The 25836-nt window shown below is 35.4% G+C and carries 28 protein-coding genes; 27 read left to right on the forward strand and 1 reads right to left on the reverse strand.

Annotation, left to right across the window (positions count from 1 at the left end; translation table 11 throughout):
* The first annotated feature begins 173 nt into the window (after nucleotides 1-173).
* The 7 genes from sleB (at nucleotide 174) to rpsA (ending at nucleotide 6317) form a co-directional block, all read left to right on the forward strand.
* On the forward strand, nucleotides 174-971 hold the full coding sequence (gene sleB, locus AN964_RS09345) for a spore cortex-lytic enzyme (RefSeq protein WP_055741196.1): 798 nt from the start codon (nucleotides 174-176) through the stop codon (nucleotides 969-971).
* A 13-nt stretch (nucleotides 972-984) separates the two neighbouring features.
* Nucleotides 985-2334 (forward strand): germination protein YpeB, encoded by a 1350-nt coding sequence (gene ypeB / locus AN964_RS09350; protein WP_055739421.1) that lies wholly within the window; start codon nucleotides 985-987, stop codon nucleotides 2332-2334.
* A gap of 136 nt (nucleotides 2335-2470) precedes the next feature.
* The gene (locus AN964_RS09355; RefSeq protein ID WP_055739422.1) at nucleotides 2471-3121 is read left to right on the forward strand and encodes a flagellar brake protein; all 651 of its coding nucleotides are present in this window, start codon (nucleotides 2471-2473) and stop codon (nucleotides 3119-3121) included.
* 285 nt (nucleotides 3122-3406) lie between these two features.
* A complete protein-coding gene (locus tag AN964_RS09360) occupies nucleotides 3407-3589 on the forward strand; it encodes a DUF5359 family protein (protein ID WP_055739423.1) in 183 nt (60 codons plus the stop codon).
* A 134-nt stretch (nucleotides 3590-3723) separates the two neighbouring features.
* A complete protein-coding gene (gene cmk, locus AN964_RS09365; protein ID WP_055739424.1) occupies nucleotides 3724-4401 on the forward strand; it encodes a (d)CMP kinase in 678 nt (225 codons plus the stop codon).
* A complete protein-coding gene (locus tag AN964_RS09370) occupies nucleotides 4398-4979 on the forward strand; it encodes a lysophospholipid acyltransferase family protein (RefSeq protein WP_055739425.1) in 582 nt (193 codons plus the stop codon). Before cmk ends, AN964_RS09370 begins: the two co-directional genes overlap by 4 nt.
* A gap of 198 nt (nucleotides 4980-5177) precedes the next feature.
* Nucleotides 5178-6317 carry a 30S ribosomal protein S1 gene (rpsA, locus tag AN964_RS09375; RefSeq protein ID WP_055739426.1) on the forward strand — a complete coding sequence of 380 codons (1140 nt, stop codon included), beginning with the start codon at nucleotides 5178-5180 and terminating at the stop codon, nucleotides 6315-6317.
* Nucleotides 6318-6380: 63 nt separating this feature from the next.
* On the opposite strand, the gene AN964_RS25445 is transcribed toward rpsA, so the two are convergent.
* Nucleotides 6381-6515 carry a YpzI family protein gene (locus AN964_RS25445; RefSeq protein ID WP_083489282.1) on the reverse strand — a complete coding sequence of 45 codons (135 nt, stop codon included), beginning with the start codon at nucleotides 6513-6515 and terminating at the stop codon, nucleotides 6381-6383.
* A 183-nt stretch (nucleotides 6516-6698) separates the two neighbouring features.
* On the opposite strand from AN964_RS25445, the gene AN964_RS09380 reads away from it, so the two are divergent.
* From AN964_RS09380 to aroA, 20 genes are all read left to right on the forward strand, one after another.
* Complete coding sequence (locus AN964_RS09380; RefSeq protein WP_055739427.1) at nucleotides 6699-7301, forward strand: YphA family membrane protein; 603 nt, start codon at nucleotides 6699-6701, stop codon at nucleotides 7299-7301.
* Nucleotides 7302-7572: 271 nt separating this feature from the next.
* Complete coding sequence (gene der / locus AN964_RS09385; protein ID WP_055739428.1) at nucleotides 7573-8883, forward strand: ribosome biogenesis GTPase Der; 1311 nt, start codon at nucleotides 7573-7575, stop codon at nucleotides 8881-8883.
* Between the two features lie 19 nt (nucleotides 8884-8902).
* Nucleotides 8903-9943, forward strand: a complete 1041-nt coding sequence (locus AN964_RS09390; protein ID WP_055741197.1) for an NAD(P)H-dependent glycerol-3-phosphate dehydrogenase — start codon at nucleotides 8903-8905, stop codon at nucleotides 9941-9943.
* A 416-nt stretch (nucleotides 9944-10359) separates the two neighbouring features.
* On the forward strand, nucleotides 10360-10563 hold the full coding sequence (locus AN964_RS09400; RefSeq protein ID WP_055739430.1) for a DUF2768 domain-containing protein: 204 nt from the start codon (nucleotides 10360-10362) through the stop codon (nucleotides 10561-10563).
* Between the two features lie 70 nt (nucleotides 10564-10633).
* Nucleotides 10634-11344: an LptM family lipoprotein gene (locus AN964_RS09405; RefSeq protein ID WP_055739431.1), complete on the forward strand. Its 711-nt coding sequence runs from the start codon at nucleotides 10634-10636 to the stop codon at nucleotides 11342-11344.
* A 292-nt stretch (nucleotides 11345-11636) separates the two neighbouring features.
* Nucleotides 11637-13115, forward strand: a complete 1479-nt coding sequence (spoIVA, locus tag AN964_RS09410; protein ID WP_055739432.1) for a stage IV sporulation protein A — start codon at nucleotides 11637-11639, stop codon at nucleotides 13113-13115.
* A 251-nt stretch (nucleotides 13116-13366) separates the two neighbouring features.
* Complete coding sequence (locus tag AN964_RS09415; protein ID WP_055739433.1) at nucleotides 13367-13639, forward strand: HU family DNA-binding protein; 273 nt, start codon at nucleotides 13367-13369, stop codon at nucleotides 13637-13639.
* A 220-nt stretch (nucleotides 13640-13859) separates the two neighbouring features.
* Complete coding sequence (gene folE / locus AN964_RS09420) at nucleotides 13860-14426, forward strand: GTP cyclohydrolase I FolE (RefSeq protein WP_126648624.1); 567 nt, start codon at nucleotides 13860-13862, stop codon at nucleotides 14424-14426.
* 25 nt (nucleotides 14427-14451) lie between these two features.
* Nucleotides 14452-14685 carry a trp RNA-binding attenuation protein MtrB gene (gene mtrB, locus AN964_RS09425; RefSeq protein ID WP_055739434.1) on the forward strand — a complete coding sequence of 78 codons (234 nt, stop codon included), beginning with the start codon at nucleotides 14452-14454 and terminating at the stop codon, nucleotides 14683-14685.
* A gap of 311 nt (nucleotides 14686-14996) precedes the next feature.
* A complete protein-coding gene (locus AN964_RS09430) occupies nucleotides 14997-15815 on the forward strand; it encodes a heptaprenyl diphosphate synthase component 1 (RefSeq protein WP_055739435.1) in 819 nt (272 codons plus the stop codon).
* 3 nt (nucleotides 15816-15818) lie between these two features.
* The gene (locus AN964_RS09435; RefSeq protein ID WP_055739436.1) at nucleotides 15819-16520 is read left to right on the forward strand and encodes a demethylmenaquinone methyltransferase; all 702 of its coding nucleotides are present in this window, start codon (nucleotides 15819-15821) and stop codon (nucleotides 16518-16520) included.
* A 16-nt stretch (nucleotides 16521-16536) separates the two neighbouring features.
* Nucleotides 16537-17499, forward strand: a complete 963-nt coding sequence (gene hepT, locus AN964_RS09440; RefSeq protein ID WP_055739437.1) for a heptaprenyl diphosphate synthase component II — start codon at nucleotides 16537-16539, stop codon at nucleotides 17497-17499.
* A 187-nt stretch (nucleotides 17500-17686) separates the two neighbouring features.
* A complete protein-coding gene (ndk, locus tag AN964_RS09445; RefSeq protein WP_055739438.1) occupies nucleotides 17687-18133 on the forward strand; it encodes a nucleoside-diphosphate kinase in 447 nt (148 codons plus the stop codon).
* A gap of 112 nt (nucleotides 18134-18245) precedes the next feature.
* On the forward strand, nucleotides 18246-19019 hold the full coding sequence (locus AN964_RS09450) for a CheR family methyltransferase (RefSeq protein ID WP_055739439.1): 774 nt from the start codon (nucleotides 18246-18248) through the stop codon (nucleotides 19017-19019).
* Nucleotides 19020-19172: 153 nt separating this feature from the next.
* On the forward strand, nucleotides 19173-20345 hold the full coding sequence (gene aroC, locus AN964_RS09455; RefSeq protein ID WP_055739440.1) for a chorismate synthase: 1173 nt from the start codon (nucleotides 19173-19175) through the stop codon (nucleotides 20343-20345).
* 1 nt (nucleotide 20346) lies between these two features.
* Nucleotides 20347-21411 carry a 3-dehydroquinate synthase gene (gene aroB / locus AN964_RS09460; protein ID WP_055739441.1) on the forward strand — a complete coding sequence of 355 codons (1065 nt, stop codon included), beginning with the start codon at nucleotides 20347-20349 and terminating at the stop codon, nucleotides 21409-21411.
* A 117-nt stretch (nucleotides 21412-21528) separates the two neighbouring features.
* Nucleotides 21529-21897 (forward strand): chorismate mutase, encoded by a 369-nt coding sequence (aroH, locus tag AN964_RS09465; RefSeq protein ID WP_055739442.1) that lies wholly within the window; start codon nucleotides 21529-21531, stop codon nucleotides 21895-21897.
* Nucleotides 21898-21910: 13 nt separating this feature from the next.
* Nucleotides 21911-23002: a histidinol-phosphate transaminase gene (gene hisC, locus AN964_RS09470; RefSeq protein ID WP_055739443.1), complete on the forward strand. Its 1092-nt coding sequence runs from the start codon at nucleotides 21911-21913 to the stop codon at nucleotides 23000-23002.
* Nucleotides 23003-23041: 39 nt separating this feature from the next.
* Complete coding sequence (locus AN964_RS09475; RefSeq protein WP_055739444.1) at nucleotides 23042-24145, forward strand: prephenate dehydrogenase; 1104 nt, start codon at nucleotides 23042-23044, stop codon at nucleotides 24143-24145.
* Nucleotides 24146-24174: 29 nt separating this feature from the next.
* Complete coding sequence (gene aroA, locus AN964_RS09480; protein WP_055739445.1) at nucleotides 24175-25467, forward strand: 3-phosphoshikimate 1-carboxyvinyltransferase; 1293 nt, start codon at nucleotides 24175-24177, stop codon at nucleotides 25465-25467.
* Nucleotides 25468-25836 lie beyond the last annotated feature (369 nt).

The following is a 25836-nucleotide window of genomic DNA, read 5'->3' on the forward strand; positions in this document are numbered from 1 at the left end:
CTCTGTGAATTTTCATATTCGTAGTTGTTCCTCTTTTCCAATCCCACCACTCTTTATATTTTTCTTGAATAAAATACCTCTTATTTCAAAAACTAGTGGTAATTCTACATCATTTTTGGAGGGTTAGATTCATGAAGTATAGCACCTTACTGAAAGTTTTCTTCGTAATTGTGATGGTACCCTTTTTTACTATTTCAAATCAGCACCACGACGCAAAAGCTTTTTCGAATCAAGTTATTCAGCGAGGTGCTACAGGTGACGATGTTATAGAATTACAAGCGCGATTACAAAATATTGGATTCTTTAATGGGAAAATTGATGGAGTCTTTGGCTGGGGTACATACTGGGCATTGAGGAATTTCCAAGAAAAATTTGGACTTCCCATAGATGGATTGGCAGGAGCTGACACAAAAGCAAAACTTGTAGCAGCTTCGAATTACAATCGGGATTTTGTTATGGGGCAAATAAAAAAAGGTAATGATTTTACCTATTATGGCGGAGTCGATATTAATAAACAAATCAAGACGAATTCTTCTTCCACTAAATCAAATTCCACCAAGCCAAATACAGCAAATAATACATCCAATGTCACAGCATCAAATGTACCAAATGGCTACTCTCAAAATGATATTCGATTAATGTCCAATGCAGTTTACGGGGAATCAAGAGGAGAACCTTATGAGGGTCAAGTAGCGGTAGCAGCTGTTATTTTAAATCGAGTTTCCAGTCCGTCTTTCCCTAATACTGTTTCGGGGGTTATTTTTCAACCAGGAGCATTTACAGCAGTTTCAGATGGCCAAATATGGTTAACCCCCAATAAGACTGCAGAAAAAGCAGTAATGGATGCGATTAATGGTTGGGATCCTACGGGAAATGCTTTATATTACTTTAATCCGGCAACAGCAACTAGTAAATGGATTTGGGGAAGACCACAAATAAAACAAATAGGTAAACATATCTTTTGTAAATAAGGGGTGATGAAAGTTGTTCAGAGGCATATTAATTACCGTTTTGTCACTCGGAGTAGTGGGTACAGCCGTATGGGGATATCAGGAACATCGAGAAAAAAATGCAATATTAATCAACTCGGAAAACAATTATCAACGCGCTTTCCATGACCTGGCATTTCAAATGGATTTATTGCACGATAAGATTGGCACTACACTCGCCATGAATTCTAGAAAATCATTATCACCTGGTCTAGCAGAAGTTTGGAGATTGACTTCGCAAGCACACAGCAGTGTAGGGCAGTTGCCGCTAACATTATTGCCGTTTAACAAGACAGATGAGTTTCTATCGAAAATAGGAAACTTCAGCTATCAAACAGCTATTAGAGATTTGGACAAAAAACCATTAACGGACCAAGAATATAATACATTAAAAAAATTGTATGGCCAAAGTGAAAATATCCAAAATGAACTTCGTCATGTACAACATTTAGTTTTAAATAATAATTTAAGATGGATGGATGTAGAAATGGCATTGGCAAACGGAAAAGAAGCGTCAGACAATACGATTATTGATGGATTTAAAACTGTAGAAAAAACAGCTAAAGGATATGATGAAGCAAATATGGATAATCCTTCCTTTGTCAGCTTCAGTAAAAGGGATGAAGAATACCAACATATTCAAGGGAAAGTTATTTCGAAGGCAAGGGCAGGACAAATAGCGAAGAAATATTCTAATATTAAAAATGCCAACGTGGTGAACATAACGGAAAACAGAAAAGGGGCTAAATTTGGTTTCTATAGTATAACAATGAGAGGAACAGATAATCGTGAGGAAGTAATGGATATTAGTAAAAAGGGCGGCTACCCGATTTGGTATATGAATGAACGTGCTATCGGAAAGCAAAAAATCAGTTTAAATAATGGTGAAAAATATGCAGCAAGCTTTTTAAATAATCATCATTTTAGTGGAATGCAAGTTTTTGAAAGTTCCCAATATGATACAGTAGGAGTATATTCTTTTGCCACTGTTCAAAATGGAGTAAGGATTTATCCTGAAACGATTAAAATAAAAATAGCTCTTGATAATGGGCAGGTTATTGGATTCACGACGGAAGATTATCTGCAAAATCATCATATGCGGAATATTTCTAAACCAGCTTTAAGTATGGCAGAAGCAAAAGGGTATGTTAATCCAAAACTAAAAATTATGGAAGATCGATTAGCTGTCATTGTGAATGATTTAAATGAGGAAGTTCTTTGCTATGAATTTATTGGCACGTTAGGAAATGACACGTATCGAATTTATATTAATGCTGATAATGGAATAGAGGAAAAAGTAGAAAAACTAAAAAATGCTGAACCAATTTATAAAAATGCCTTGTAAAGAAAAGCCTGATCAGCTTTTCTTTTTTATATTATAAAAATGAAAAATTTAACATTAATCTAATGCAATATTACTTTATTTATTGATAAAATAGTTATAGTATTAAGATAAATGACAGGGAAGGGTTACGGAAATTATGTTAAAAGTTGGAATGTCTTTAACTTTAGAACCACTAGATAATGACGCAGATGAACAATACAAATGTAAGGTAGCGGATTTTGAAGGAGATCGAATCTATATCGATTATCCTATTAATACTAAAACCAACAGAACAACATTTTTGGTAAATTCAATGACTTTAAATGTTGTGTATATATCCGAAAATAACGTTGCATATAAATTTAGGACTCAAGTAATAGGGAAGGTTAAAAAAAACATTCCTTTAATTATTCTTCATTTTCCAGGTGCTGATCATTTAGAAAAGATTCAGCGAAGACAATTTGTACGTATAGAAACAGCAGTAGATGTTTCTGTATCATTGCCTCAATCTAAACAACTGATACCTACAATTACGGAAGATATCAGTGCTGGCGGTTGTGCAGTACTTTTGCCCAGAAATATAAAAGTGGATCAAAATGAAGAGGGAGAAGGCTTATTTGTTCTTCCTTTACAAACGGGACATGTATACCTTCGCTTGCCTTTTTCTGTGATTCGGATGTGGGAAAGTGATGGTAAGAATGTAGCATCGCTAAAATTTTTAGATATTTCAGCGAAAGAAAAACAGTCATTATTAAGATTTTGCTTTGAAAGGCAGTTAGAACACAGGAAAAAAGGATTATTATCCTGAGTTTTTTCTTAAAAAAGAAGAAATTAATTACGATTTAGATTATAAAAAATAGTGTAACTGTCTAGCTCCAGCGCCTATCGGCTAGCGGATTTCTCCGTCTCCTCCCTACGATAAGTCAACATCAGTTCGTGAACTACCTCACTGTGTTTCCTTTATCTCGAGCCTGCGACTACGAAATCCGTACGCCGATGAGCAAGGCGCTTTCGCTTTTCTTAGTATAAATCATTTTTCAAATCCCTATACTGTAAACGATGGAAGAGCAATTTACTCGTTGGGGTGAGAAGGATGAAAATAGTGGAACGCTGGATGATTAAAATAGTTATTTGCCATGTCCTATTACTACTATTTTTTCAATTTATTTTCGGTCAATTTCAAGTTATGAAAGACTTGCAAAGAATAACGTTTTACGAAGGCGTCAATCATCAAAATGAAACACCAATCATGGAAACATGGAAGAAGAATCAATAAAGACGGAAAGTTTTCCTGTCTTTTTTTCTGTTTTTATCTTCAAAAACAAAAGTGATTGTATCACTTATCTACCATTTTTGTGTTAATATAATAAAGATTAATTACTTAGGTTATGATTAGTAGGTGAATAGGCAATGAAAAAAATTCGTATTGCAATTGATGGACCAGCAGCTGCTGGAAAAAGTACAGTAGCTAAGATTATCGCAGAAAAGCTATCATATATTTATATTGATACAGGCGCGATGTATAGATCATTAACATATAAGGCCATTAAAAATCAGGTGGATTTAGATAATGAAAATGCATTGGCAGATCTTTTGCTTAATACAGATATCAAACTAATGGCAAGTGAAAATGGACAATTAGTTTTTGTCGATGGGACGAATGTTACCAATCAAATTCGCGGGTCAGAGGTGACAAATTCTGTATCCATCGTATCAAAATATCGTTCTGTACGAGAAGAAATGGTTAGGCGCCAAAAGGATTTGGCAAAGGATGGCGGTATCGTGATGGATGGTAGAGATATAGGAACACATGTCATACCGGATGCTGAATTAAAGATATTTTTATTAGCAAGTGTGGATGAACGGGCAGAAAGAAGGCATGCAGAAAATATATCTAAAGGATTTCCCTCAGATATAAATAAGCTTAAAGAAGAAATCGAATTAAGGGATAAATTAGACTCTGAAAGAGAAGTAGCTCCTTTGCGTAAAGCAGCAGATGCTATTGAGTTAGATACTACTTCGTTAAACATTAATGAGGTGGTGGATAACATTATGCATCTTGTCCATGAAAGGATTGGAATGGCGTGACATTTTATTCATTTGCTAAAGCAGTAGTCAATTCGATTTTTAGGCCGCTATACAGAATGGAAGTTATTGGTTTAGAAACATTTCCTAAAGAAGGCGGTGTCCTTTTATGTTCAAATCATATTGATAACTTTGATCCGCCAGTAGTAGGGATTACATGTCCGCGACCTGTAGTTTTTATGGCTAAAGAAGAGCTATTTAACACACCAGTTATTAAAACTTTAGTGACTAATTTAAATGCCTTTCCTGTTAAAAGAGGAATGAGCGATCGTGAGGCGCTTAGAAAAGGTTTAGCGGTTCTCAAAGAAAATAAAGTATTAGGATTATTTCCCGAAGGACATCGCAGTAAGACTGGTGAGCTTGGTAAGGGGCTTGCAGGTGCAGGTTTTTTTGCTTTAAGATCAAATGCACATATTGTTCCTTGTGCAATTATCGGCCCGTATAAACCTTTTAAAAAGCTGAAAGTTATATACGGAAAACCAATTGACATGGATATCTACAGAGAAAATAAAGCTAGTGCGGATGAGGTAACTGAAGTCATTATGAATAATATTCGCATGCTTTTGGAAAAACATCGATAAGCGACTACTTTACTTGACAAAATATCATATTTGTAAGAAGTTAGTAGAGAGAATATCTTTTTGAATTATTAGATATTAGAATGATAAAGTCATAAAAATCATTCTGTTTTTAACTGAAAATTCTTGTCGCTTGTTCCTTATAATAAGCAAATAGGAAAAGCAGAAAGATTTCAGCAGTTCGATTAAGGAGGAGTACATATGACAGAGGATATGAATCAAGTAGAAGTCAGAACTTTTTCAGAGAATGATAAAGTTAAAGGAACTGTAACCAAAATTGAAGAAAAGCAAGTGCTTGTTTCAATTATTGGAAGTAAACTTGATGGTATTATTCCAATAAGCGAACTTTCAAGTCTGCATGTTGAGCATGCTTCAGATGTAGTAAAAGAAGGAGACGAACTAGAATTAGTCGTAACAAAAGTGGAAGAAGATGCTCTAGTTGTTTCTAAGCGAAAAGCAGATGCTGAAAAAGCATGGGAAGAAATGAAACGGCGTTTTGAAACTGGAGAAGTTTTCGAATGCTTAGTAAATGATGTAGTGAAAGGCGGTCTTGTAGTTGATCTGGGTGTAAGGGGATTTGTGCCTGCATCTTTAGTAGAGGATCACTATGTTGACGATTTCACGGATTATAAAGGTAAAACATTATCATTTAAAATTGTTGAATTAGATCAAGAAAAAAATCGTCTTATCCTGTCTCACCGTGCTGTTATTGAAACAGAGAAGGAACAAAAGAAGAAACAAGTACTAAAGAATATTAGTGCCGGTCAAATTTTGGAAGGTGTTGTACAGCGAATTACTAATTTTGGTGCATTCGTAGATATTGGAGGAGTAGACGGATTAGTTCATATTTCTCAACTTTCCCATAAACATGTTTCGATGCCTTCGGAAGTTGTTCAAGAAGGTGATAAGGTACAAGTAAAGGTACTTTCTGTTGATTTAGATAATGAGCGTATATCTTTGTCTATAAAAGAAACCCAGCCTGGACCTTGGACTAATATTGAAGAAAAAGCCGCAGTAGATTCCGTTTTAACTGGAGTAGTGAAACGAATCGTATCCTTCGGTGCATTTGTGGAAGTATTACCTGGAGTAGAAGGCCTTGTTCATATTTCACAAATTTCCCACAAACATATTGGTACTCCACATGAGGTATTAAAAGAAGGGCAACAAGTTCAAGTGAAAGTTTTAGATGTAAATGAAAAAGAACAACGACTTTCCTTGAGTATTAAGGAATTAGAAGAAAAAGAAGCCGACAATCATGTTGAATACGAATTACCGGAGGAAGCAAAAGGTTTCCAACTCGGTGAAATGATTGGAGATAAATTAAAAGGTTTAAAAAATTAACCAAAAAGGAAAAGGGCTCATCGTTAATATAGCTCTTTTCCTTTTTTATTTCTCACTTGCAAATTATCCACGCTGTCTTTTCCTTGCTTCCTCAGGACCTTCTAATTTGGTTGCGCCGTCATAATGTAATGCTTGATCTCGATCAGATTCTACTCTCCTGCTATTTTTTAACTTCTTTTCTTGTCTGTCTTTACCCATCCATAACACCCCCTTTAGTTATGTTAAAAAGGATCAACAGGGATAACTTGAGTGATGCCTTGACACCCTGATGTTTTGATCCGCTTATATCTTAAGGATATCTCCATAAATATTTGCTATTCACGATTAGAACTTTTTTTATTTTCCCATAATGAATAATGGTTAGTGATGGGAGGGATTGGAGTGTCAGGCTCAATTTTTATTGGTTTTTTGTGGGGGACATGGATCGTCGCCACTTTTCTTATGCATAAACAACATAAATATCGTTTTCCGTTAGCCTTGCTTTCTTTAATATTATTAATCGTATATCCATATAAAATTCATATATCCCCATTTAGCATTCAACTTCCAGCTATTATTCTTCTTATTATTGGATATGTTTATATTACTTATCTTTCATTTGTAAAAAGATTATTTATGATGATTGCTATTATTGTCATGGTTACCGGATATACTGGCTTTTTATTAATGACCTTATATGATCCCGTATGGATCATTTTCGATTATCATTTAATGTCGGCAATATTTATTTTTTTTATTGCACAAATTCTTTTTCCTAAAAATTTATTTTCTCACCTAGTTTGTTCCGTTCTAGGTACTATTCAGGGAGAAGTAGTTTATGGGGTTATATTGTCTAAATGGGGATTTTCTTATAGTGCTTGCTCTGGTGATTATTTAGACACTTATACCATCTATTTATTTATTTCTTTAACCTGGTTTTTTATCCGGTATATATCTTCCAGCATGTCTTTAAAGAACTCAATTGGAAAACAAAAACATGGTTAAGGGTTAGGGAATAGGTGTAAATTTTGAGAAAAGGAAAATAAACTTTCATTGATTGCAAAACATATTATTGTTAAACTATTAAAGCTAGTGCTCATTCCAATACTTTATAATGAATGGAATGGATTTCTTGATTATTATGCATTATTACCCATGAGATATATCACTTATGATGGTGTATAAATATTTGTTTTTGCTAGCGTGATGGACAAAATAACGGATATGAAATGTCGAATAAAAGATGAAATTTGAAATATATGAAAGGGTGATGAAAGTGGCAAAACCAGTTGTCGCTATTGTAGGTCGTCCAAATGTGGGGAAATCGACAATCTTTAATCGAATTGTGGGGGAACGTGTCTCCATTGTAGAGGATATTCCCGGCGTTACAAGAGACCGTATATATAGTTCAGGGGAATGGCTGACTCATGATTTTAATATTATCGATACAGGCGGTATAGATATTGGGGATGAACCGTTTTTAGAACAAATTCGTGCCCAAGCTGAGATTGCCATTGATGAAGCGGACGTCATTATTTTTATTGTAAGTGGCCGTGAGGGAGTAACATCTGCTGATGAAATGGTGGCTAAAATTTTGTATCGTTCTAAAAAGCCAGTTGTATTAGGAGTAAATAAAATTGATAATCCTGAAATGAGAGATCAAATATATGATTTTTATGCACTAGGTTTTGGGGAACCTTTTCCGATTTCGGGTGCTCATGGAATAGGCTTAGGAGACTTATTGGATGAAGTTGCGAAGCATTTTCCTGCGCAGGATGAAACATCATATGATGAAGATGTTATTAAATTCAGTTTTATCGGCCGTCCAAATGTCGGGAAATCGTCACTTGTGAACGCTATATTAGGGGAAGAACGTGTTATTGTAAGTGATATAGAAGGTACCACTAGGGACGCAATTGATTCGACTTATACGTTTGAAGATCAAGAGTACGTGATAATTGATACGGCAGGAATGCGAAAAAAAGGGAAAGTATACGAGAGCACAGAGAAGTATAGTGTATTGCGTGCTCTAAGAGCTATTGAACGTTCAGATGTAGTATGTGTTGTGTTAAACGGTGAAGAAGGAATAAGAGAGCAAGATAAACGTATTGCGGGTTATGCTCATGAAGCTGGAAGAGCAATCGTTATTGTAGTGAACAAATGGGATGCAGTTGAAAAAGACGAGAAAACAATGAAGAAGTTTGAAGAAACGATTAGAGAGCACTTTCTCTTTTTAAGCTATGCGCCGATTGTATTTTTATCTGCTAAAACGAAGAAGAGGGTCAATACACTAATACCTGTCATTAAGATGGTAAGTGAAAATCATGCTTTAAGGGTGCAATCCAGCATCTTAAATGAAGTTATTATGGATGCGGTTGCTATGAACCCAACCCCTACAGATAAAGGACAAAGGCTAAAAATATATTATTCCACTCAGGTATCGGTAAAACCACCAACCTTTGTTGTTTTTGTTAATAATCCTGAATTAATGCATTTTTCATATGAGAGATTTTTGGAAAATCGAATTCGTGATGCGTTTAATTTTGAAGGAACACCAATTCGAATTTTATCACGTCAAAGAAAATAACACATGTGCAGGTGATATCATGTCAAATGTAAAAGAAAAAGTAGCTGTTATCGGAGCAGGGAGCTGGGGCACGGCATTAGCATTAGTTTTGGCGGATAATGGCCATGAAGTACGATTGTGGGGACATAAGCAGGAACAAATCGACGAGATTAATAGTAAGCACACTAATGAAAAATACTTACCTAACTTAAAACTGCCGGAAACAATTGTTGGGATAAGTTCACTGTCAGCCGCTTTGGAGGGCATGGACATAATCATTCTTGCAGTTCCGACAAAGGCTATTCGAGAAGTCCTTGGGAAAATACGTGAATTTCAAAAATTCCCTTTGACCATTGTTCATGTAAGTAAAGGAATAGAACCAGATTCACTACTTAGAATTTCAGAGATGATCGAACAGGAATTACCTTCTTCCGTACTTAAAGATATCGTCGTCCTTTCCGGACCAAGTCATGCTGAGGAAGTTAGTTTAAGACATCCTACAACTGTGACAGTTTCATCTGAAAATATGGATGCGGCAAATATGGTACAGGATCTTTTTATGAATCAACATTTTCGTGTCTATACAAACCCTGATGTAATTGGTGTGGAAATTGGCGGCGCATTAAAAAATATAATTGCCCTTGCTGCAGGAATTTCTGATGGGTTAGGGTATGGAGATAATGCGAAGGCAGCACTCATTACTAGAGGGTTAACAGAAATTGCACGTCTTGGTACAAAGATGGGGGCAAACCCCTTAACTTTCTTAGGTTTATCGGGAATTGGGGATTTGATAGTGACTTGCACAAGTGTGCATTCTAGAAATTGGCGTGCTGGTAATATGCTGGGAAAAGGAAAAAAACTAGATGAAGTTTTAGAAAGCATGGGGATGGTAGTGGAAGGCGTAAGAACGACAAAAGCGGCCTATCAGCTTTCGGAAAAATATAATGTAAAAATGCCGATAACGGAAAGTTTATATGGCGTTCTATTTAATGATAATAATCCAAAGGAAGCAGTGGATCAATTAATGGGACGATTAAAAACAAATGAAATGGAAGATTTAACTAATGGATTGGTTGATTAACCATTTGCATCGAAAAAATTTAATGCTAATATCCAACTGAGGTTTTCTTGAATTTTTCACTGGGGATTAATTTTTTGTCTAAAAGGGATATCCATAGACAAGAATTTAATTATATGGGCATTCGAGGATGCCAACCAGAACAATGTGGCATAAAATGCTATGAAGTAATTAGCTTTAAGCCAAAGGTATGGGTATTTGTCTATTTTTTATTAAGAAGTAAGGTAACGCTCCCTTACTTCTTTTTTTTGTATTTCCCGAACACTCATCCAAAAAATACAATTTATTAGGGAATATATGAATACATTTCATTTTCCTGTCAAAGTCATATCATTCCATTTTTATTCGCTTATGATATAATATTTGGCGGGTATGCACTCTTTTAATTTTATAAATATTTTATAAAGGTGGTTTGATGGATGTCACTGTCCATGCTCAAAATGTGGATTTCCATTGCTGCAATGGGGATTATGGCCATAGCAATGGTAACCATATATGTAAGCAGATACAAGTTGAAATCAAAGGCGTTTAAATTTATTACTGCTTTAGTAGCATACATATGTTTAATAGTAGGCGGATTAATGATGTTTTATGTTGTACTTAGCGGCCCGACGGACAGCTAGTTGATTTTGAAAGGAATTTTAATATTTAATTTATTTGGTTTATATAACCATGAAAGGATGTCCCATAGGTTTGAAAAAAATAATACTTGGCGTTATTCTGATTACCTCTATTTCATTATTGAGCGGATGTTTGTATCCTCAAGACAAGCTTGCAAAAAATCAAGTTCCTTATGATGACCAAATACAAACAGTACAAACAGCTGTCGAAAAGTTTCAAAAAGATAATGATGGAATTCTCCCAATTAAAACGGAGGAAAAAAGTGCATCAATATATGAAAAATATCCAGTAGATTTTAATAAATTAATCCAGAACAGATACATGTCCGAACCGCCTGGAAATTCATATGAAAATGGCGGAATCTTTCAATATGTTATTATCAATGCTGAAACAAAACCAGCTGTTAAAATATTTGATTTGCGTATTGCTGAAAAAATACGTGAAATTAAGATACGTATTGCTGCCCAAGGGTATCCGCCGTTTGGTAAGCAAGTTGCATATAATGTTTATTCCATTAACTTTAAGAAACTAGGATATAAAGATGAACAATATGTTGTATCGCCATATACAAATAACAATCTTCCTTTTGTTATCAATGGTTCAGGTAATATATTTGTTGATTATCGCATGGATTTATATCAAGCACTTAAAAAGGATCATACTTCTTACAAACAGGGTGATGACATCAGGCCTTTATTAACAAGACATTCTTCCTTTGTACCCGCTTATTCATTGCCCTACACTATAAATAAAAAAAATGAACCAGTCTTTATGACAAAATAGTCATAACCCTTTCTCAGACAATATATATTGTAGAGGAAGGGTTTTTATTTATTATAAGTGGTTGTTCAAAAAAGCTAACACAAACTAGGTTTGACGAAACAGTGTACTAGTCTTCAATATTTTTGAAGCTAAACATTACTTATCTATCTTTTTGAACACTAATTATAATTAAATCTATAAAAAAATTACTCTTTATAGTCATATCATAATAGGACAACATCATACACATATATTGTCCAATCATATTTAACGGATGTAAAGTCCCGGTAACTTAATGTGGGGAGGGAATTTCTTGGAAAAGGTAGATATTTTTAAAGATATCGCTGAAAGAACTGGTGGAGACATTTACTTAGGAGTGGTGGGAGCAGTTCGTACCGGTAAGTCTACATTTATTAAAAAATTTATGGAGCTGGTTGTTTTACCTAATATCTCCAATGAGGCAGACAGAAATAGAGCACAAGATGAATTACCGCAAAGTGCGGCAGGAAAGACGATCATGACGACAGAACCAAAATTTGTTCCTAATCAAGCTGTTTCAGTACATGTTGGTGAAGGTCTTGATGTAAATATTCGTCTCGTTGATTGCGTAGGGTATACTGTGCCAGGTGCGAAAGGCTATGAAGATGAAAATGGTCCGCGGATGATCCATACACCTTGGTATGAAGAACCAATATCCTTTCATGAGGCAGCAGAAATCGGTACGAGAAAAGTTATTCAAGAACATTCCGTAATTGGAGTCGTAATTACGACAGATGGATCGATTGGGGAAATACCACGCTATGATTATGTGGATGCTGAAGAAAGAGTAATTGCCGAATTAAAGGAAGTAGGTAAACCATTTATTATGGTAGTTAACTCTGCTAGACCACATCACCCAGAAACAGAATCACTCAGATTGTCGCTTGCCGAAAAATATGATATTCCAGTGGTGGCGATGTCAGTGGAGAGTATGCGTGAAGGGGATGTTTTAAACGTCCTTCGTGAAGCGTTGTACGAATTCCCTGTTCTGGAAGTCAACGTTAATCTTCCGAGCTGGGTAATGGTATTAAAAGAAAATCATTGGTTGAGGGAAAATTATCAAGAAGCCGTGAAAGAAACAGTAAAGGACATTAAGAGACTACGAGATGTAGATCGTGTTGTTCAATATTTCAATGAGTATGATTTTATTGAAAATGCTGGATTAGCAGGAATTGAAATGGGTCAAGGTGTAGCGGAAATTGATTTATTTGCACCTGATGAACTGTACGATCAGGTATTAAAAGAAATTGTGGGGGTAGAAATTCGCGGCAAGGATCATTTACTTGAATTAATGCAGGATTTTGCCCATGCAAAGACAGAATATGATCAAATTTCCGATGCGTTGAAAATGGTGAAGCAAACAGGTTATGGAATTGCCTCTCCATCCCTGCAGGATATGAGTCTTGACGAACCTGAAATTATCCGACAAGGATCACGATTTGGAGTACGTCTAAAAGCAGTAGCACCATCCATCCATATGATAAAAGTAGATGTGGAATCTGAATTTGCACCGATTATCGGCACAGAAAAGCAGAGCGAAGAACTAGTAAGGTACCTAATGCAGGACTTTGAGGATGATCCGCTGTCCATTTGGAACTCTGATATCTTTGGTCGCAATTTAAGCTCAATTGTCCGAGAAGGGATTCATGCTAAACTTTCGCTTATGCCGGAAAATGCTCGGTATAAACTAAAAGAAACATTGGAAAGAATCATTAATGAGGGATCTGGTGGTTTAATCGCCATCATTTTATAGGCAAAAAGAGGTGCCATCTAAAAAAAATGGCACTTTTTTTGTGTTTTTATGAAAAGTTTCCCATTAAATCAATATTTATTCTTGCTAAGCCAATTTTAATATGATAATCTTTTATCAGAATTGTTGTTGTTACAGGAATCAACAACGTTCTTTACGGTTTTTTCACTATTTATGTATAGAAACCGTTTAATTTGTTTACAAATGTAATATTTAACAAAAAAATGTTCCTTTTTTGGGAGGAGGTGAATGGCATGAACAAAACAGAACTAATCAATGCTGTTGCAGAAAGCACAGAATTATCAAAAAAAGACGCGACAAAAGCTGTTGATGCTATTTTCGATACTATTCAAAGCGCATTAGCAAATGGCGATAAAGTACAACTAATTGGATTCGGTAACTTCGAAGTTCGTGAACGTGCGGCTCGTAAAGGACGTAACCCACAAACTGGTGAAGAAATCGAAATCGCAGCTAGCAAAGTGCCTGCATTCAAACCAGGTAAAGCGCTTAAAGACGCTGTTAAATAAGTACATACTTTACTTTGAGCGTATATTAAAAGGACTGCATTTCGCAGTCCTTTTTATTTTCCCTTCTTTGGATTGTTTCATGCATGGATAAAAGCTGAATTGAATTTTGCTGACCATCGTAGTGTGTGCTAATATTAAAAAGCTATCATTATTATTTTGTATTATAGATCAGCATGTAACGATATTTGTGATACTAATATGTAAATAAGGAGAATATTAGGTGGACGAGGCAAGCTTAAAGAAAATTGAACTAGGTGTTCGAATGATTCTAGAGGCCATTGGTGAAAATCCCGAGCGTGAAGGTTTAGTAGATACTCCAGAACGTGTAGCAAAAATGTATGAGGAAATTTTTGCAGGATTAAAGCAGGATCCGAGTGAATTTTTTGATGTCATTTATAGTGAAAATCATGAAGAATTAGTGCTTGTAAAAGATATAGCTTTTTTTTCTATGTGTGAGCACCATCTTATCCCTTTTTATGGGAAGGCACATATAGCGTATATTCCGCAAGATGGAAAAGTTGCTGGTTTAAGCAAATTAGCCAGAGCTGTTGAGTCTATTGCAGGCAGACCGCAGCTACAGGAACGAATTACGACTAACCTTGCCGATGTGTTAATGGAGAAGCTAAATCCAATGGGGGTATTGATTATGCTGGAAGCTGAGCATATGTGTATGACTATGCGTGGTATAAAAAAACCAGGAACGAAAGCAATTACTACTGCTGCGAGAGGCATCTTTAAAACGAATAATTCAGTAAGGTCCGAAGTTCTTTCCATAATGAGGGATTAATTTTAACAAAAAAGGAGGAAGTTCAATGCCAACACCAAATGGAACTAATGATTTTATCGTAATAAAGGCTGTAGATGATGGAGTAAGTGTAATTGGGTTAACGCGAGGAACTGATACTAGATTCCATCATACGGAAAAATTAGATCGCGGAGAAGTAATGATTGCTCAGTTTACGGAGCATACATCAGCCATTAAGATTAGAGGAAATGCTAAAATTTATACAAGTATTGCTGAATTAAACAGTGAATCGAAGAAATAAAAGTCATGAAATGATCGAAACTAGTGAAATAAATCACAAATACATACAGTTTAAATATTTTTATGTTATAATATATTTTGTTCTATTTTTAATGGCTTTTTTCGTAAACTTATTGTTATTGGTACTTTAGAATACCTGCAAATATTTACTTTAAAATGAAACAATGTTTAAAAATTACGAAAAAATGCCCTGGTGAATATAATTAATTTGATTTTAATATTTTATAAAAAAACATTTTATACGATAACAGCTTTCTTAAATGAAGCATAAGAAAAGATATATATCCAGGAAAGAAATGGGGATTAAGGGTTATGTCATTGCAAGAATCATTAAATCTAGTGGCCTCTATAAAGGAGAACGTCCAACAAAAGATTACACATCATTATTTAACTAAATACATAGAGCTTCCCTTCATCGATGAAGACCGCATTATTCTTTTATTAAATAGTATGGTGGATCAAAATATTCCAAAGAATGATGTGGAAAAGTTTGTCACTAGTGCTATGCTTATTCAAATTGCCCTTGATACCCATGATAAAGTAACAAACCACGGTGAGGATTTAAAAAAACGACAGCTTTTAGTTCTATCCGGAGATTACTTTAGCGGATTATATTATAAAATCTTAGCGGAAGTTGATAATATTCCTTTAATAAAAGTATTAGCAGAAGGGATTAAAATCGTTAATGAATCTAAAATTGCACTTTATCGAAATAAAGATAATGACATTGATACATATATGAATAACCTGAAGAATGCAGAGTCAACAATTGTAACCAAATTTTGCAGTTATTTTGGAAGCAGTCATCTGTATCCGATTGTGGAAGACATTTTGTTCCTAAATCGCCTAATAAGGGAAAGAGAAATGGTGAATGGTGGCGAAACATCGGCATTATTTGAAGGACTTGTCAAATGTATTTTCCCAACAAAAAAAGTACTATTTCACCAATTATCAGCTGAAATGAAGAGAAGAATTACCGATACATATGATCAATACATAACTTTTTCAAAAAACCGGTTAAAGGAATATTTGAAAGAGCTAAAAAATCCTAGTCTTTTATTAGGCCAAAGAATAAAGTTTTTGGTGATGGAACGTCAAACTGTTTTTAATTTACATTTGGAGGAAGGATAAGCTATGTCTACAAAGGAAGAACGTGTCCATACCGTATTTGAAAATATTTATGATAATTATGACAAAATGAATTCCGTTATTAGTTTTCAGCAACATTTAAAATGGCGCCGAGATACGATGAAGAAAATGAATGTCAAGGAAGGTGCCAAAGCTCTTGATGTTTGCTGCGGAACCGCCGATTGGACCATTGCTCTGGCAAATGCAGTAGGATCTAATGGAAAAGTATACGGGCTAGATTTTAGTGAAAATATGCTGAAAATTGGCAAGGAAAAAGTAACAGGGTTACCGCAGGTAGAGTTAATCCACGGCAATGCAATGGAACTCCCATTTGATGATAATACTTTTGATTATGTCACAATAGGATTTGGTCTCCGAAACGTCCCTGACTATATGCATGTGTTAAAAGAAATGTATCGTGTTGTGAAACCTGGCGGAATGGCAGTTTGCTTGGAGACTTCACAGCCGACTATGTTTGGATTTAAACAAGGGTATTATTTTTACTTTCGCTTTATCATGCCTGTTCTAGGAAAACTATTGGCGAAGAGTTATAAAGAATACTCCTGGCTCCAAGAATCTGCTAGAGATTTTCCGGGAATGAAAGAATTAGCTGTGATGTTTGAAAAAGCAGGATTTATCAATATACAATATAAGCCATACAGCGGGGGTGTGGCTGCATCGCATATAGGGTATAAAGAGAGACAATAAGCTGGGTGGATATAATATGAAATTACAAATGATGTATTCGTTTATGAAAGCGGATATTGATCTAATTGAAAAAGAGCTGCATAAGGCAATAACTTCTGATTCGGATCTGATTCAAAAAGCATCACTTAATCTAATTGAAGCTGGTGGAAAAAGACTGCGACCAATTTTTGTATTGCTTTCCGCGAAATTTGGGAAATATGATATCCAAGCAATTAAGAATGTTGCTGTGGCGTTAGAGTTAATACACATGGCTTCGCTTGTTCATGATGATGTTATTGATGATGCTGAACTAAGAAGAGGAAAGCTCACCGTAAAGGCAAAATGGGATAACCGAATTGCTATGTATACTGGAGATTATATTTTGGCATGTTCTTTAGAGTATATGACTAAAATCGAAAATGTCGAGGCACATCGGATCTTAGCCAATACAATTACAGAAGTGTGTTTAGGTGAAATTGAACAAATAAAAGATAAATATCGATTTAACCAAAATTTAAGAGATTATTTAAGACGTATTAAAAGAAAAACAGCTTTATTAATTGCGGCAAGCTGCCAATTAGGGGCAATCGTTTCTGGCGCAAGTGAAGATATACATAAAAAGCTCTATCAATTCGGATATTATGTTGGAATGTCCTACCAAATTACGGATGATATTCTTGATTTTACAGGAACGGAAAAAGTGCTCGGAAAGCCTGCAGGAGATGATTTGCTCCAAGGAAATATTACACTGCCGGTCCTCTATGCAATGAATAATATGAATGCCAGAACCAAGATTTTAACGGTACACGAGAATTTGAATAAAGAAGAAATGAAAGAAATTATTTCTGTTATTAAAGAAACAGGTGCAATTGAAAAAGCCCACAAAATAAGCCAACGCTATTTACAAAAAGCATTATCCGTCATTAAAGACCTTCCTGAAAATCGAACAAAAAAGTCATTAATTGATATTGCTAATTTTGTCGGCAAGCGAAAATTTTAATTTATAAAAGATAAAAATGCTGAAGCTTAAATATCAAATGATTTTGTTAGGAATTATATTTATTACTGAAAAACTTATATATCTCGAAAGCGTTATCAATAACTTATTGTCAAATTCCGTTATTAATGTTACTATTTTCATGGGTATTTGCCCGTATCAACAAGATACATAACTAGGAGTGGTAATAATGGAAAAAACATTTTTAATGGTGAAACCTGACGGGGTACAAAGACAATTAATCGGTGAAATTGTTTCCCGTTTTGAGAAAAAAGGCTTTCATTTAGTTGGTGCTAAGTTAATGAAAGTTTCGACTGAATTAGCTGAAAAACATTATGGCGAACACAAAGAACGTCCTTTCTTTGGAGAATTAGTTGATTTTATTACATCCAGCCCTGTTTTTGCGATGGTTTGGGAAGGTGAAAATGTCATTGCCACAGCTCGTCAAATGATGGGGTCTACAAATCCAAAGGATGCACAACCTGGAACAATTCGCGGTGATTTTGGTGTCACTGTTGGAAAGAATATTATCCACGGTTCTGATTCTCCTGAAAGTGCAGAAAGAGAAATTGGTCTGTTCTTTAAGTCAGAAGAATTAGTAGATTATACAAAATTAATAAATGAATGGATTTATTAATAACGTTTGGATTGGTTAACTACCAATCCTTTTTCATTTTGAAAAAATTTTTTGTCTAAAGTGAAAATCTTTCGCTATAATTAATTTAAAAAATACCTTTGGGAGTACAGGCATGGATCGTGATTATCAAGATTTTATCTTTCAAATAAAAAGAAAGACAGGAATAGATTTAGCGTTATATAAAGAAGCACAAATGAAAAGGAGACTCACTACTTTTTATGAAAAAAAGGGCTATACATCATTTCATGATTTTTTTAAAGCGCTAAATAGTGATGCAGATTTACTTAATCAATTTTTAGATCGAATGACCATTAATGTGTCGGAATTTTACCGTAATAAACAAAGATGGGATGTTCTGGAGAATAAAATTCTGACAAGACTATTAAAAAATAATCAAACAATAAAAGTATGGAGTGCGGCTTCATCAACTGGTGAAGAACCATATACATTATCGCTTGTTTTATCAAACTATATACCACTAAACAAAATTTCGATACTGGCTACCGATATTGATGCTAATGCCATCCAAAAGGCAAAAATAGGAGTATATCCTGAACGGTCATTACAGGAAGTACCTATGTCTGCAAAAGAAAAGTACTTTAAAAAACAAGGCGATTATTATGAAATTGCTGATGTAATAAAACAAACAGTATCTTTCAAAAAACATAATTTGCTAGCGGATCGATTTGAAAAGAATTTTGATCTAATTGTTTGCCGAAACGTGTTAATTTATTTTACAGAGGAAGCAAAAGAAATATTATATCAAAAATTTAGTGATGCGCTTAAACCAGGCGGAGTGCTTTTTGTTGGAAGTACAGAACAAATTTTTAATCCTATAAAGTATGGACTTGAAATTGAGGATACATTTTTCTACAGAAAAGTGTAAAAAACTGTTGCTTATCAACAGTTTTTTTGTTATTAATGTTTGTTAAAAGGATAAAAAGTTCTAATTTTTTTAATAATATACTATGTTTGTGCAAAGGGTTTTATGATATAGTGATACATAATTCCTTTAAAGTGATGAAGGGGGTATAAACAAATGAGATATTTAACTGCTGGTGAATCACATGGGCCGCAGCTTACAACAATTATAGAAGGATTGCCTGCGGGAATGCCATTAACCTCAGAGGATATTAATTATGAGCTGGCACGCAGACAAAAGGGTCATGGACGCGGAAGAAGAATGCAAATTGAAAAGGATACCGTAAAAATTGCCGGTGGTGTAAGGCATGGGCATACACTTGGTTCTCCTCTAGCATTAGTAGTAGAAAATAATGATTGGAAGCATTGGACAAAGATCATGGGTATAGAACCACTAGAGGAAAATGAAGCAGACGAGGTTAAGCGTAAAGTAACAAGGCCAAGACCAGGTCATGCTGATTTGGTTGGCGGAATCAAATATGGACATCGCGATATGAGAAATGTCTTGGAACGTTCGTCTGCTAGAGAAACAACGGTAAGGGTTGCTGCAGGAGCGGTGGCTAAAAAGTTATTGTCCTTATTAGGAATAGAAGTTGCGGGACATGTACTGGAAATAGGCGGAATAAAAGCAAACCCACCTATCTATCAAAACATAAAAGAATTACAGCAAAAAACTGAAAATTCTCCTGTACGAGTGTTTGATGAGACTGCGGAAAAGCAGATGATGGAAGCAATTGATTTGGCGAAGAAAAACGGAGATTCCATTGGAGGAATTGTTGAGGTTATTGTCGAAGGAATGCCTGCAGGTGTAGGAAGCTATGTTCATTATGACCGCAAGTTAGATGCCAAAATTGCTAGAGCAATCGTAAGTATTAATGCCTTTAAAGGTGTTGAGTTTGGATTAGGCTTTGAAATGGCCAGAATACCTGGCAGTCAAGTTCATGACGAAATAGTTTGGGACAAGGAAGATGGTTATACAAGAAGAACGAACCGTCTTGGCGGTTTTGAGGGCGGTATGTCAACAGGTATGCCTATTGTAGTTAGAGGGGTTATGAAACCAATCCCAACTCTGTACAAGCCATTGCAAAGTGTAGATATTGAAACAAAGGAACCATTTACTGCAAGTATCGAGAGGTCGGATAGCTGTGCTGTACCGGCAGCAAGTGTTGTTGCAGAAGCGGTTGTCGCTTGGGAATTAGCGTCTGCGATTACAGAACAATTTTCCAGCGATCGTTTTGACGAATTAGAAAAAATCATTGCAGAACAAAGAGAATATGCTAGGAAGTTTTGATATGGATTCAATAAATATTTGTACGTCATCTAAAAACTATTCTGTATATATAGGAAATGAGATTGTACACCTGTTAACAAAAGAAGTAGAGGGATATTCCAAAATTTTCATCGTAACGGATAAACATTTGGAATCATTGCATTTGCAAAAATTAACACAGCATCTTCCGGAGATAGAAACACATATTTACATAGCCCCAAATGGGGAGCACGCAAAAACATTTTCGGTGTTTGAGGATTGTATTACATATGCACTTCAAAACGGGTTTGATCGAAAGTCAATTGTATTAGCTTTCGGCGGTGGAGCAATTGGAGATTTAGCAGGCTTTGTGGCTGCAACCTATATGAGAGGAATTCCCTTCATTCAAATTCCGACAACAATATTAGCACATGACAGCGCGATTGGCGGAAAGGTTGCTATCAATCATCCATTAGGAAAGAATATGATTGGCGCTTTTTATCAGCCAGAACTAGTTTTATATGATATTCAATTTTTAGCAACTCTTCCAAGCAAGGAAAGAAGAAGCGGATTTGCAGAAGTAATAAAACATGCTTTAATTTCTGATCCAACATTTTTACAAGATTTAATGGTGAAAGTTAATTCCTTAGACTCTATTCCAGTTCATGATTTACAGATGTTTTTACGAAAAGGAATGGAAGTAAAAGCGAATATTGTTCGTTTAGACGAAAAAGAACAAAATATCCGTGCATATTTAAATTTTGGGCATACTCTTGGCCATGCATTAGAGTCGACCGCAGGTTACGGTAATTTAACACATGGAGAAGCAGTTATGATTGGCATCGTATATGCTCTGCAATTAAGTATAGAAGTGCTTCAACTACAATTTCCTATAAAGGAATTTACCACATGGCTTGAAAGTTTGGGATATAAATGGAGAATACCAGCTGATATGGATTTTGAATCTATATTTGAATGGATGGTAAGAGACAAAAAATCTGTTTCTAATACACCAACCTTTGTATTATTGCAAGAGATAGGCAAGCCTGTAATGCAAAAAGTCGATAAATCACTTTTACAGAAAACCTATCATCTATTGCAAGCATAAAAACTAATGCGCAAGCCGATCGGCGCTGAATCAAAACGTAGACAACTTTTCAAGAAATCATCCACATATTTAATAATTTTCTTAATATAGAGAAAAGAATTTAAAGGGGAGAATGAAATGATTCGCGGAATTCGTGGTGCAACAACAGTCTCTAATAACCAAGAAGAACAAGTCATTGATGCCGCTGATGAGTTATTGCGGAAGATGATTGAGTCGAATGAAGTAGAAGCAACGGATGTTGCTTCTGTTTTCATATCTGTAACATCTGATATAAATGCAGCATTTCCTTCGAAGGCTTTAAGAAGATTCCCAGATTGGAAGTTTGTTCCCATTATGTGTATGCAGGAAATTCCTGTCGTGGATAGTTTACCGTTGTGTATTAGAGTGATGCTTCATGTAAACACAACCAAATCACAAGCTTCCATTAACCATATTTATTTAAAAAATGCTGTCATTCTGCGTCCAGATTTAGCTTCAAATAACTAGGGAGGTTACGAAGATGAAATGGAAAAATCAAATTCTTAATTTAGAGGCATACAAGCCTGGAAAAACGATAGATGAAGTAAAAAAGCAATATAAACTTGAGTCAATTGTAAAATTAGCGTCAAATGAAAACCCATATGGATATTCACCAAAAGTCGACCAGGCATTAAAAGATTTTAAAGCATCTTATATCCTTTATCCAGATGGTTATGCATCTAATTTGCGGGAAGTAATGGCAGATCTTTTAAATGTGGATGCAAGGCAGCTTATTTTTACAAATGGTGCGGATGAGTTAATTCAAATTATTTCACGAGCCCTACTTGAACCAGGGAAAAATACTGTAATGGCGAATCCGACTTTTTCACAGTATAGGCATAATGCCGTTATCGAGGGAGCGGAAGTTCGGGAAGTAGATTTACTTAATGGTAAGCACGACTTAAAAGGAATGCTTTCACAAATAGATGAAAACACAGCAATTGTATGGGTATGCAACCCGAACAATCCAACTGGTACGTATATGCTTGAAGAAGAATTGCAAGTATTTTTAGAACAAGTTCCAAGCGATGTATTGGTAGTGCTTGATGAAGCGTACTTTGAATATGTCGACAAAGATATCGCATATAATTCTCTATCATTTCTTGAACAGTTTCCTAATCTTATAGTGATGAAAACTTTTTCGAAAATCTATGGTTTGGCTAGTTTTCGTGTAGGATATGGAATTTCATCTATTGCCAATATCCAAAGTCTTGATCCGGCACGTCCTCCTTTCAATACGAATGTACTTGGTCAATTAGCCGCATCTACAGCTATTTTAGATAAGGATTTTGTTGAAAGTTGTCGCTTAAAAAACGAAACGGAAAAACAAAAATATTATGATTTTTGTCAAGAGAATCATTTGAGTTATTTTCCAACACAAGCAAATTTCATTTTAATTGATTTTGCATGTGATGGAGATAAAATATCCCAATTTTTATTATCGAAAGGACTTATTGTTCGTTCAGGAAAGGCATTAGGATATCCAACAGGTGTCCGGATAACGCTAGGTTCGAAGGCGCAGAATCAACAGGTAAGAAACGCCATTAAAGAATTTATGGAACTAAATTCTTAATTAAAGAGCTTAAACGGTTTTTTCTACAGGAGGATTTTCATGCGGGGAAATGTATTTATTGTCGGCCTTGGTTTAATTGGAGGATCATTGGCTTTAACCATCAAAAAACAGCATCCAGATGTGATTATTCATGGATATGATGTGAACGAAGAGGAAATGAATAAAGCAATAATTCTTAAAATCATTGATAAAAAAGCAGAATCCTTTCAGCAAGGAGCTGAAATTGCTGATTTAATTATCCTGTCAACACCGGTTTTAGTAACCGAAAAATTAATGGTGCAATTGGCAAATCTGCAATTAAAAGAAAACGTTCTAATTACTGATACAGGAAGTACGAAAAAAACTATTGTCGATAAAGCCAAAGTCCTTACCGAGAAGGGGATACAATTTATCGGAGGACACCCGATGGCTGGATCACATAAAAGTGGTGTTACAGCTGCCAAAGAACAACTTTTTGAAAATGCATTTTATATCTTTACACCAAATTCCAGCCAGAAGACAGAACAAATCAATACATTAAAAGAGTGGCTAAGTGGAACAAAAGCAAGATTTATGGAACTTACTGCCGAGGATCATGATGAAATGACAGGAATATTAAGCCATCTTCCGCATGTTATTGCTTCGTCATTAGTAGAACAAGCAAAAGAGGCAGAGGAAAACTACCCATTGCTATCAAGACTTGCTGCTGGCGGTTTTCGTGATATTACGAGAATTGCTTCTAGCGACCCGACGATGTGGGCAAGCATCAGCTTATTAAATAGAGACGTGTTAGTGAGGTTATTAAAACAATGGATTGGTAAAATGAATCATATTACCGATTTAATTCAGGAAGAAAATTTTGATGAACTTTATGCCTTTTTTCAGGAAGCGAAAGTTTTTAGGGATGAACTTCCAGTTCATTCTACGGGTGTTATTCATTCCTTCTATGACTTGTTCATTGATATCCCCGATTATCCGGGGATTATATCAGAAATTACAGGTTATTTAGCTGAAGAAAAAATTAGTATTACGAACATAAGAATTTTAGAAACTAGGGAAGATGTCTATGGAGTTTTACGAATTAGTTTCCAAAATGAGCAGGATAGAAGTCTTGCAAAAGAATGTTTAGAAAAAAGAACAACATATGACTTGTTTATCCAATAATAAGTTTGTTTTTGAAAAGGGTGAATGTAGTGGAGTATAAAGAGCTTATATGTAACCAACACAATTTATTCGGGACGATCTCAGTGCCTGGGGATAAATCAATTTCCCATCGTGCCATTATGTTTGGAGCGGTTTCACGCGGGGAAACGATTGTAAGAAATTTTTTATTTGGTGCAGATTGTTTAAGTACCATTTCTTGCTTTCGGAAACTGGGAGTTCGAATTGAACAAGAGCAAAATGAAATAAAAATTTATGGAGAAGGTTGGAATGGACTGAAAGAACCTTCCTCTATCCTTGATGTCGGAAATTCAGGAACCACTACTCGATTAATGTTGGGAATTCTTGCTGGAAGACCATTTCATTCCGTTGTAATAGGGGATGATTCTATTGCCAAGAGACCGATGAATCGCGTCGTTTTGCCGTTAAGGAAAATGGGGGCTACTATTAACGGACGTGAAAAAGGAAACTATACTCCAATCGCTATACAAGGTGGTAGTCCATTAAAGTCTATCACTTACGAACTTCCAGTTGCTAGCGCACAAGTGAAATCTTGCCTACTTCTTGCCGGTTTGCAAGCAGATGGAGAAACAACCATAATAGAGCCAACTGCTACCAGAGATCATACGGAAAGAATGATTCAGCATTTTGGAGGAGAATTATCCGTCCAAAATAACCGAATAACCGTTAAGGGCAATCAACAGCTTACGGGTACAACCATCGACGTTCCAGGTGATATTTCTTCAGCCGCTTACTTTATGGTCGCAGCAGCAATTATGGAAAATAGTGAAGTCATCTTGAAAAATGTGGGGCTGAATCCAACCAGAACAGGGATTATCGATGTATTAATAAAAATGGGAGCAGATATTACAATCGAAAAGGATACGAACACTTCCTTTGAGCCTGTTGGCACTGTTACAGTCAGAAATTCTACTTTAAAAGGAATCGAAATATCTGGAGATTTAATTCCTAGATTAATTGACGAGCTTCCTATTATTGCTTTGTTGGCTACACAAGCTGATGGAAAAACTATTATAAAAAATGCAGAGGAATTAAAAGTAAAAGAGACGAATCGCATCGATGCAGTAGCAAAAGAATTATCACGATTAGGAGCAAATATTTTACCGACTGATGATGGGATGATTATTACCGGAAAAACACCTTTACACGGTGAAACCGTCTCAAGCCATGGTGACCACCGAATTGGGATGATGTTAGGCATTGCTTCTTTAATTTGTAAAGATAAGGTGACGCTAGAAGGATATGAAGCCATAGAAGTTTCTTACCCCAACTTTTTTGAGGATTTACAATCACTGATTAAATAAGAAAAGCGCAAGCGCCGCAGCACTAGCGTACGGATTTCGTAGTCGCTCACCTCGAGATAAAGGAAACACAGTGAGGTAGTTCACGAACAAGTGAAAATAAGCACTTTCATTTTCAACGAGTAAAATTTGAAATGTAATTTTACTCGTTGACTTATCGTAGGGAGGAGACGTGAAATCCGCTAGCCGGTGGCTGCTTGTGCTAGACTAAGTGTAATCTTTTGTTTATGAAAAAATTATACTTTCTCTTATAAAAAATGATGAAAAAGAAACTATTACTAGTTTCTTTTTTGTCATTTTCTTCCCCTATTTTTCATAGTTTGTCTATAGATAAATAAAGCGGGAGGGAAAGAAATGTATATTATTGAGAAA

The organism is Heyndrickxia shackletonii (assembly GCF_001420715.1).
GTDB lineage: Bacteria > Bacillota > Bacilli > Bacillales > Bacillaceae_C > Margalitia > Margalitia shackletonii.

Coding starts and splice junctions, on each gene's coding strand:
- aroH (WP_055739442.1), top strand. CDS start 21,529: ATGATTCGCGGAATTCGTGGTGCAACAACAGTCTCTAATAACCAAGAA.
- AN964_RS25445 (WP_083489282.1), bottom strand. CDS start 6,515: ATGGGTAAAGACAGACAAGAAAAGAAGTTAAAAAATAGCAGGAGAGTA.
- mtrB (WP_055739434.1), top strand. CDS start 14,452: ATGCCAACACCAAATGGAACTAATGATTTTATCGTAATAAAGGCTGTA.
- AN964_RS09360 (WP_055739423.1), top strand. CDS start 3,407: ATGAAAATAGTGGAACGCTGGATGATTAAAATAGTTATTTGCCATGTC.
- ndk (WP_055739438.1), top strand. CDS start 17,687: ATGGAAAAAACATTTTTAATGGTGAAACCTGACGGGGTACAAAGACAA.
- cmk (WP_055739424.1), top strand. CDS start 3,724: ATGAAAAAAATTCGTATTGCAATTGATGGACCAGCAGCTGCTGGAAAA.
- AN964_RS09430 (WP_055739435.1), top strand. CDS start 14,997: ATGTCATTGCAAGAATCATTAAATCTAGTGGCCTCTATAAAGGAGAAC.
- AN964_RS09450 (WP_055739439.1), top strand. CDS start 18,246: ATGGATCGTGATTATCAAGATTTTATCTTTCAAATAAAAAGAAAGACA.
- hisC (WP_055739443.1), top strand. CDS start 21,911: ATGAAATGGAAAAATCAAATTCTTAATTTAGAGGCATACAAGCCTGGA.
- sleB (WP_055741196.1), top strand. CDS start 174: ATGGTACCCTTTTTTACTATTTCAAATCAGCACCACGACGCAAAAGCT.
- AN964_RS09435 (WP_055739436.1), top strand. CDS start 15,819: ATGTCTACAAAGGAAGAACGTGTCCATACCGTATTTGAAAATATTTAT.
- rpsA (WP_055739426.1), top strand. CDS start 5,178: ATGACAGAGGATATGAATCAAGTAGAAGTCAGAACTTTTTCAGAGAAT.
- AN964_RS09355 (WP_055739422.1), top strand. CDS start 2,471: ATGTTAAAAGTTGGAATGTCTTTAACTTTAGAACCACTAGATAATGAC.
- AN964_RS09415 (WP_055739433.1), top strand. CDS start 13,367: ATGAACAAAACAGAACTAATCAATGCTGTTGCAGAAAGCACAGAATTA.
- AN964_RS09390 (WP_055741197.1), top strand. CDS start 8,903: ATGTCAAATGTAAAAGAAAAAGTAGCTGTTATCGGAGCAGGGAGCTGG.
- AN964_RS09400 (WP_055739430.1), top strand. CDS start 10,360: ATGTCACTGTCCATGCTCAAAATGTGGATTTCCATTGCTGCAATGGGG.
- hepT (WP_055739437.1), top strand. CDS start 16,537: ATGAAATTACAAATGATGTATTCGTTTATGAAAGCGGATATTGATCTA.
- aroB (WP_055739441.1), top strand. CDS start 20,347: ATGGATTCAATAAATATTTGTACGTCATCTAAAAACTATTCTGTATAT.
- aroC (WP_055739440.1), top strand. CDS start 19,173: ATGAGATATTTAACTGCTGGTGAATCACATGGGCCGCAGCTTACAACA.
- AN964_RS09475 (WP_055739444.1), top strand. CDS start 23,042: ATGCGGGGAAATGTATTTATTGTCGGCCTTGGTTTAATTGGAGGATCA.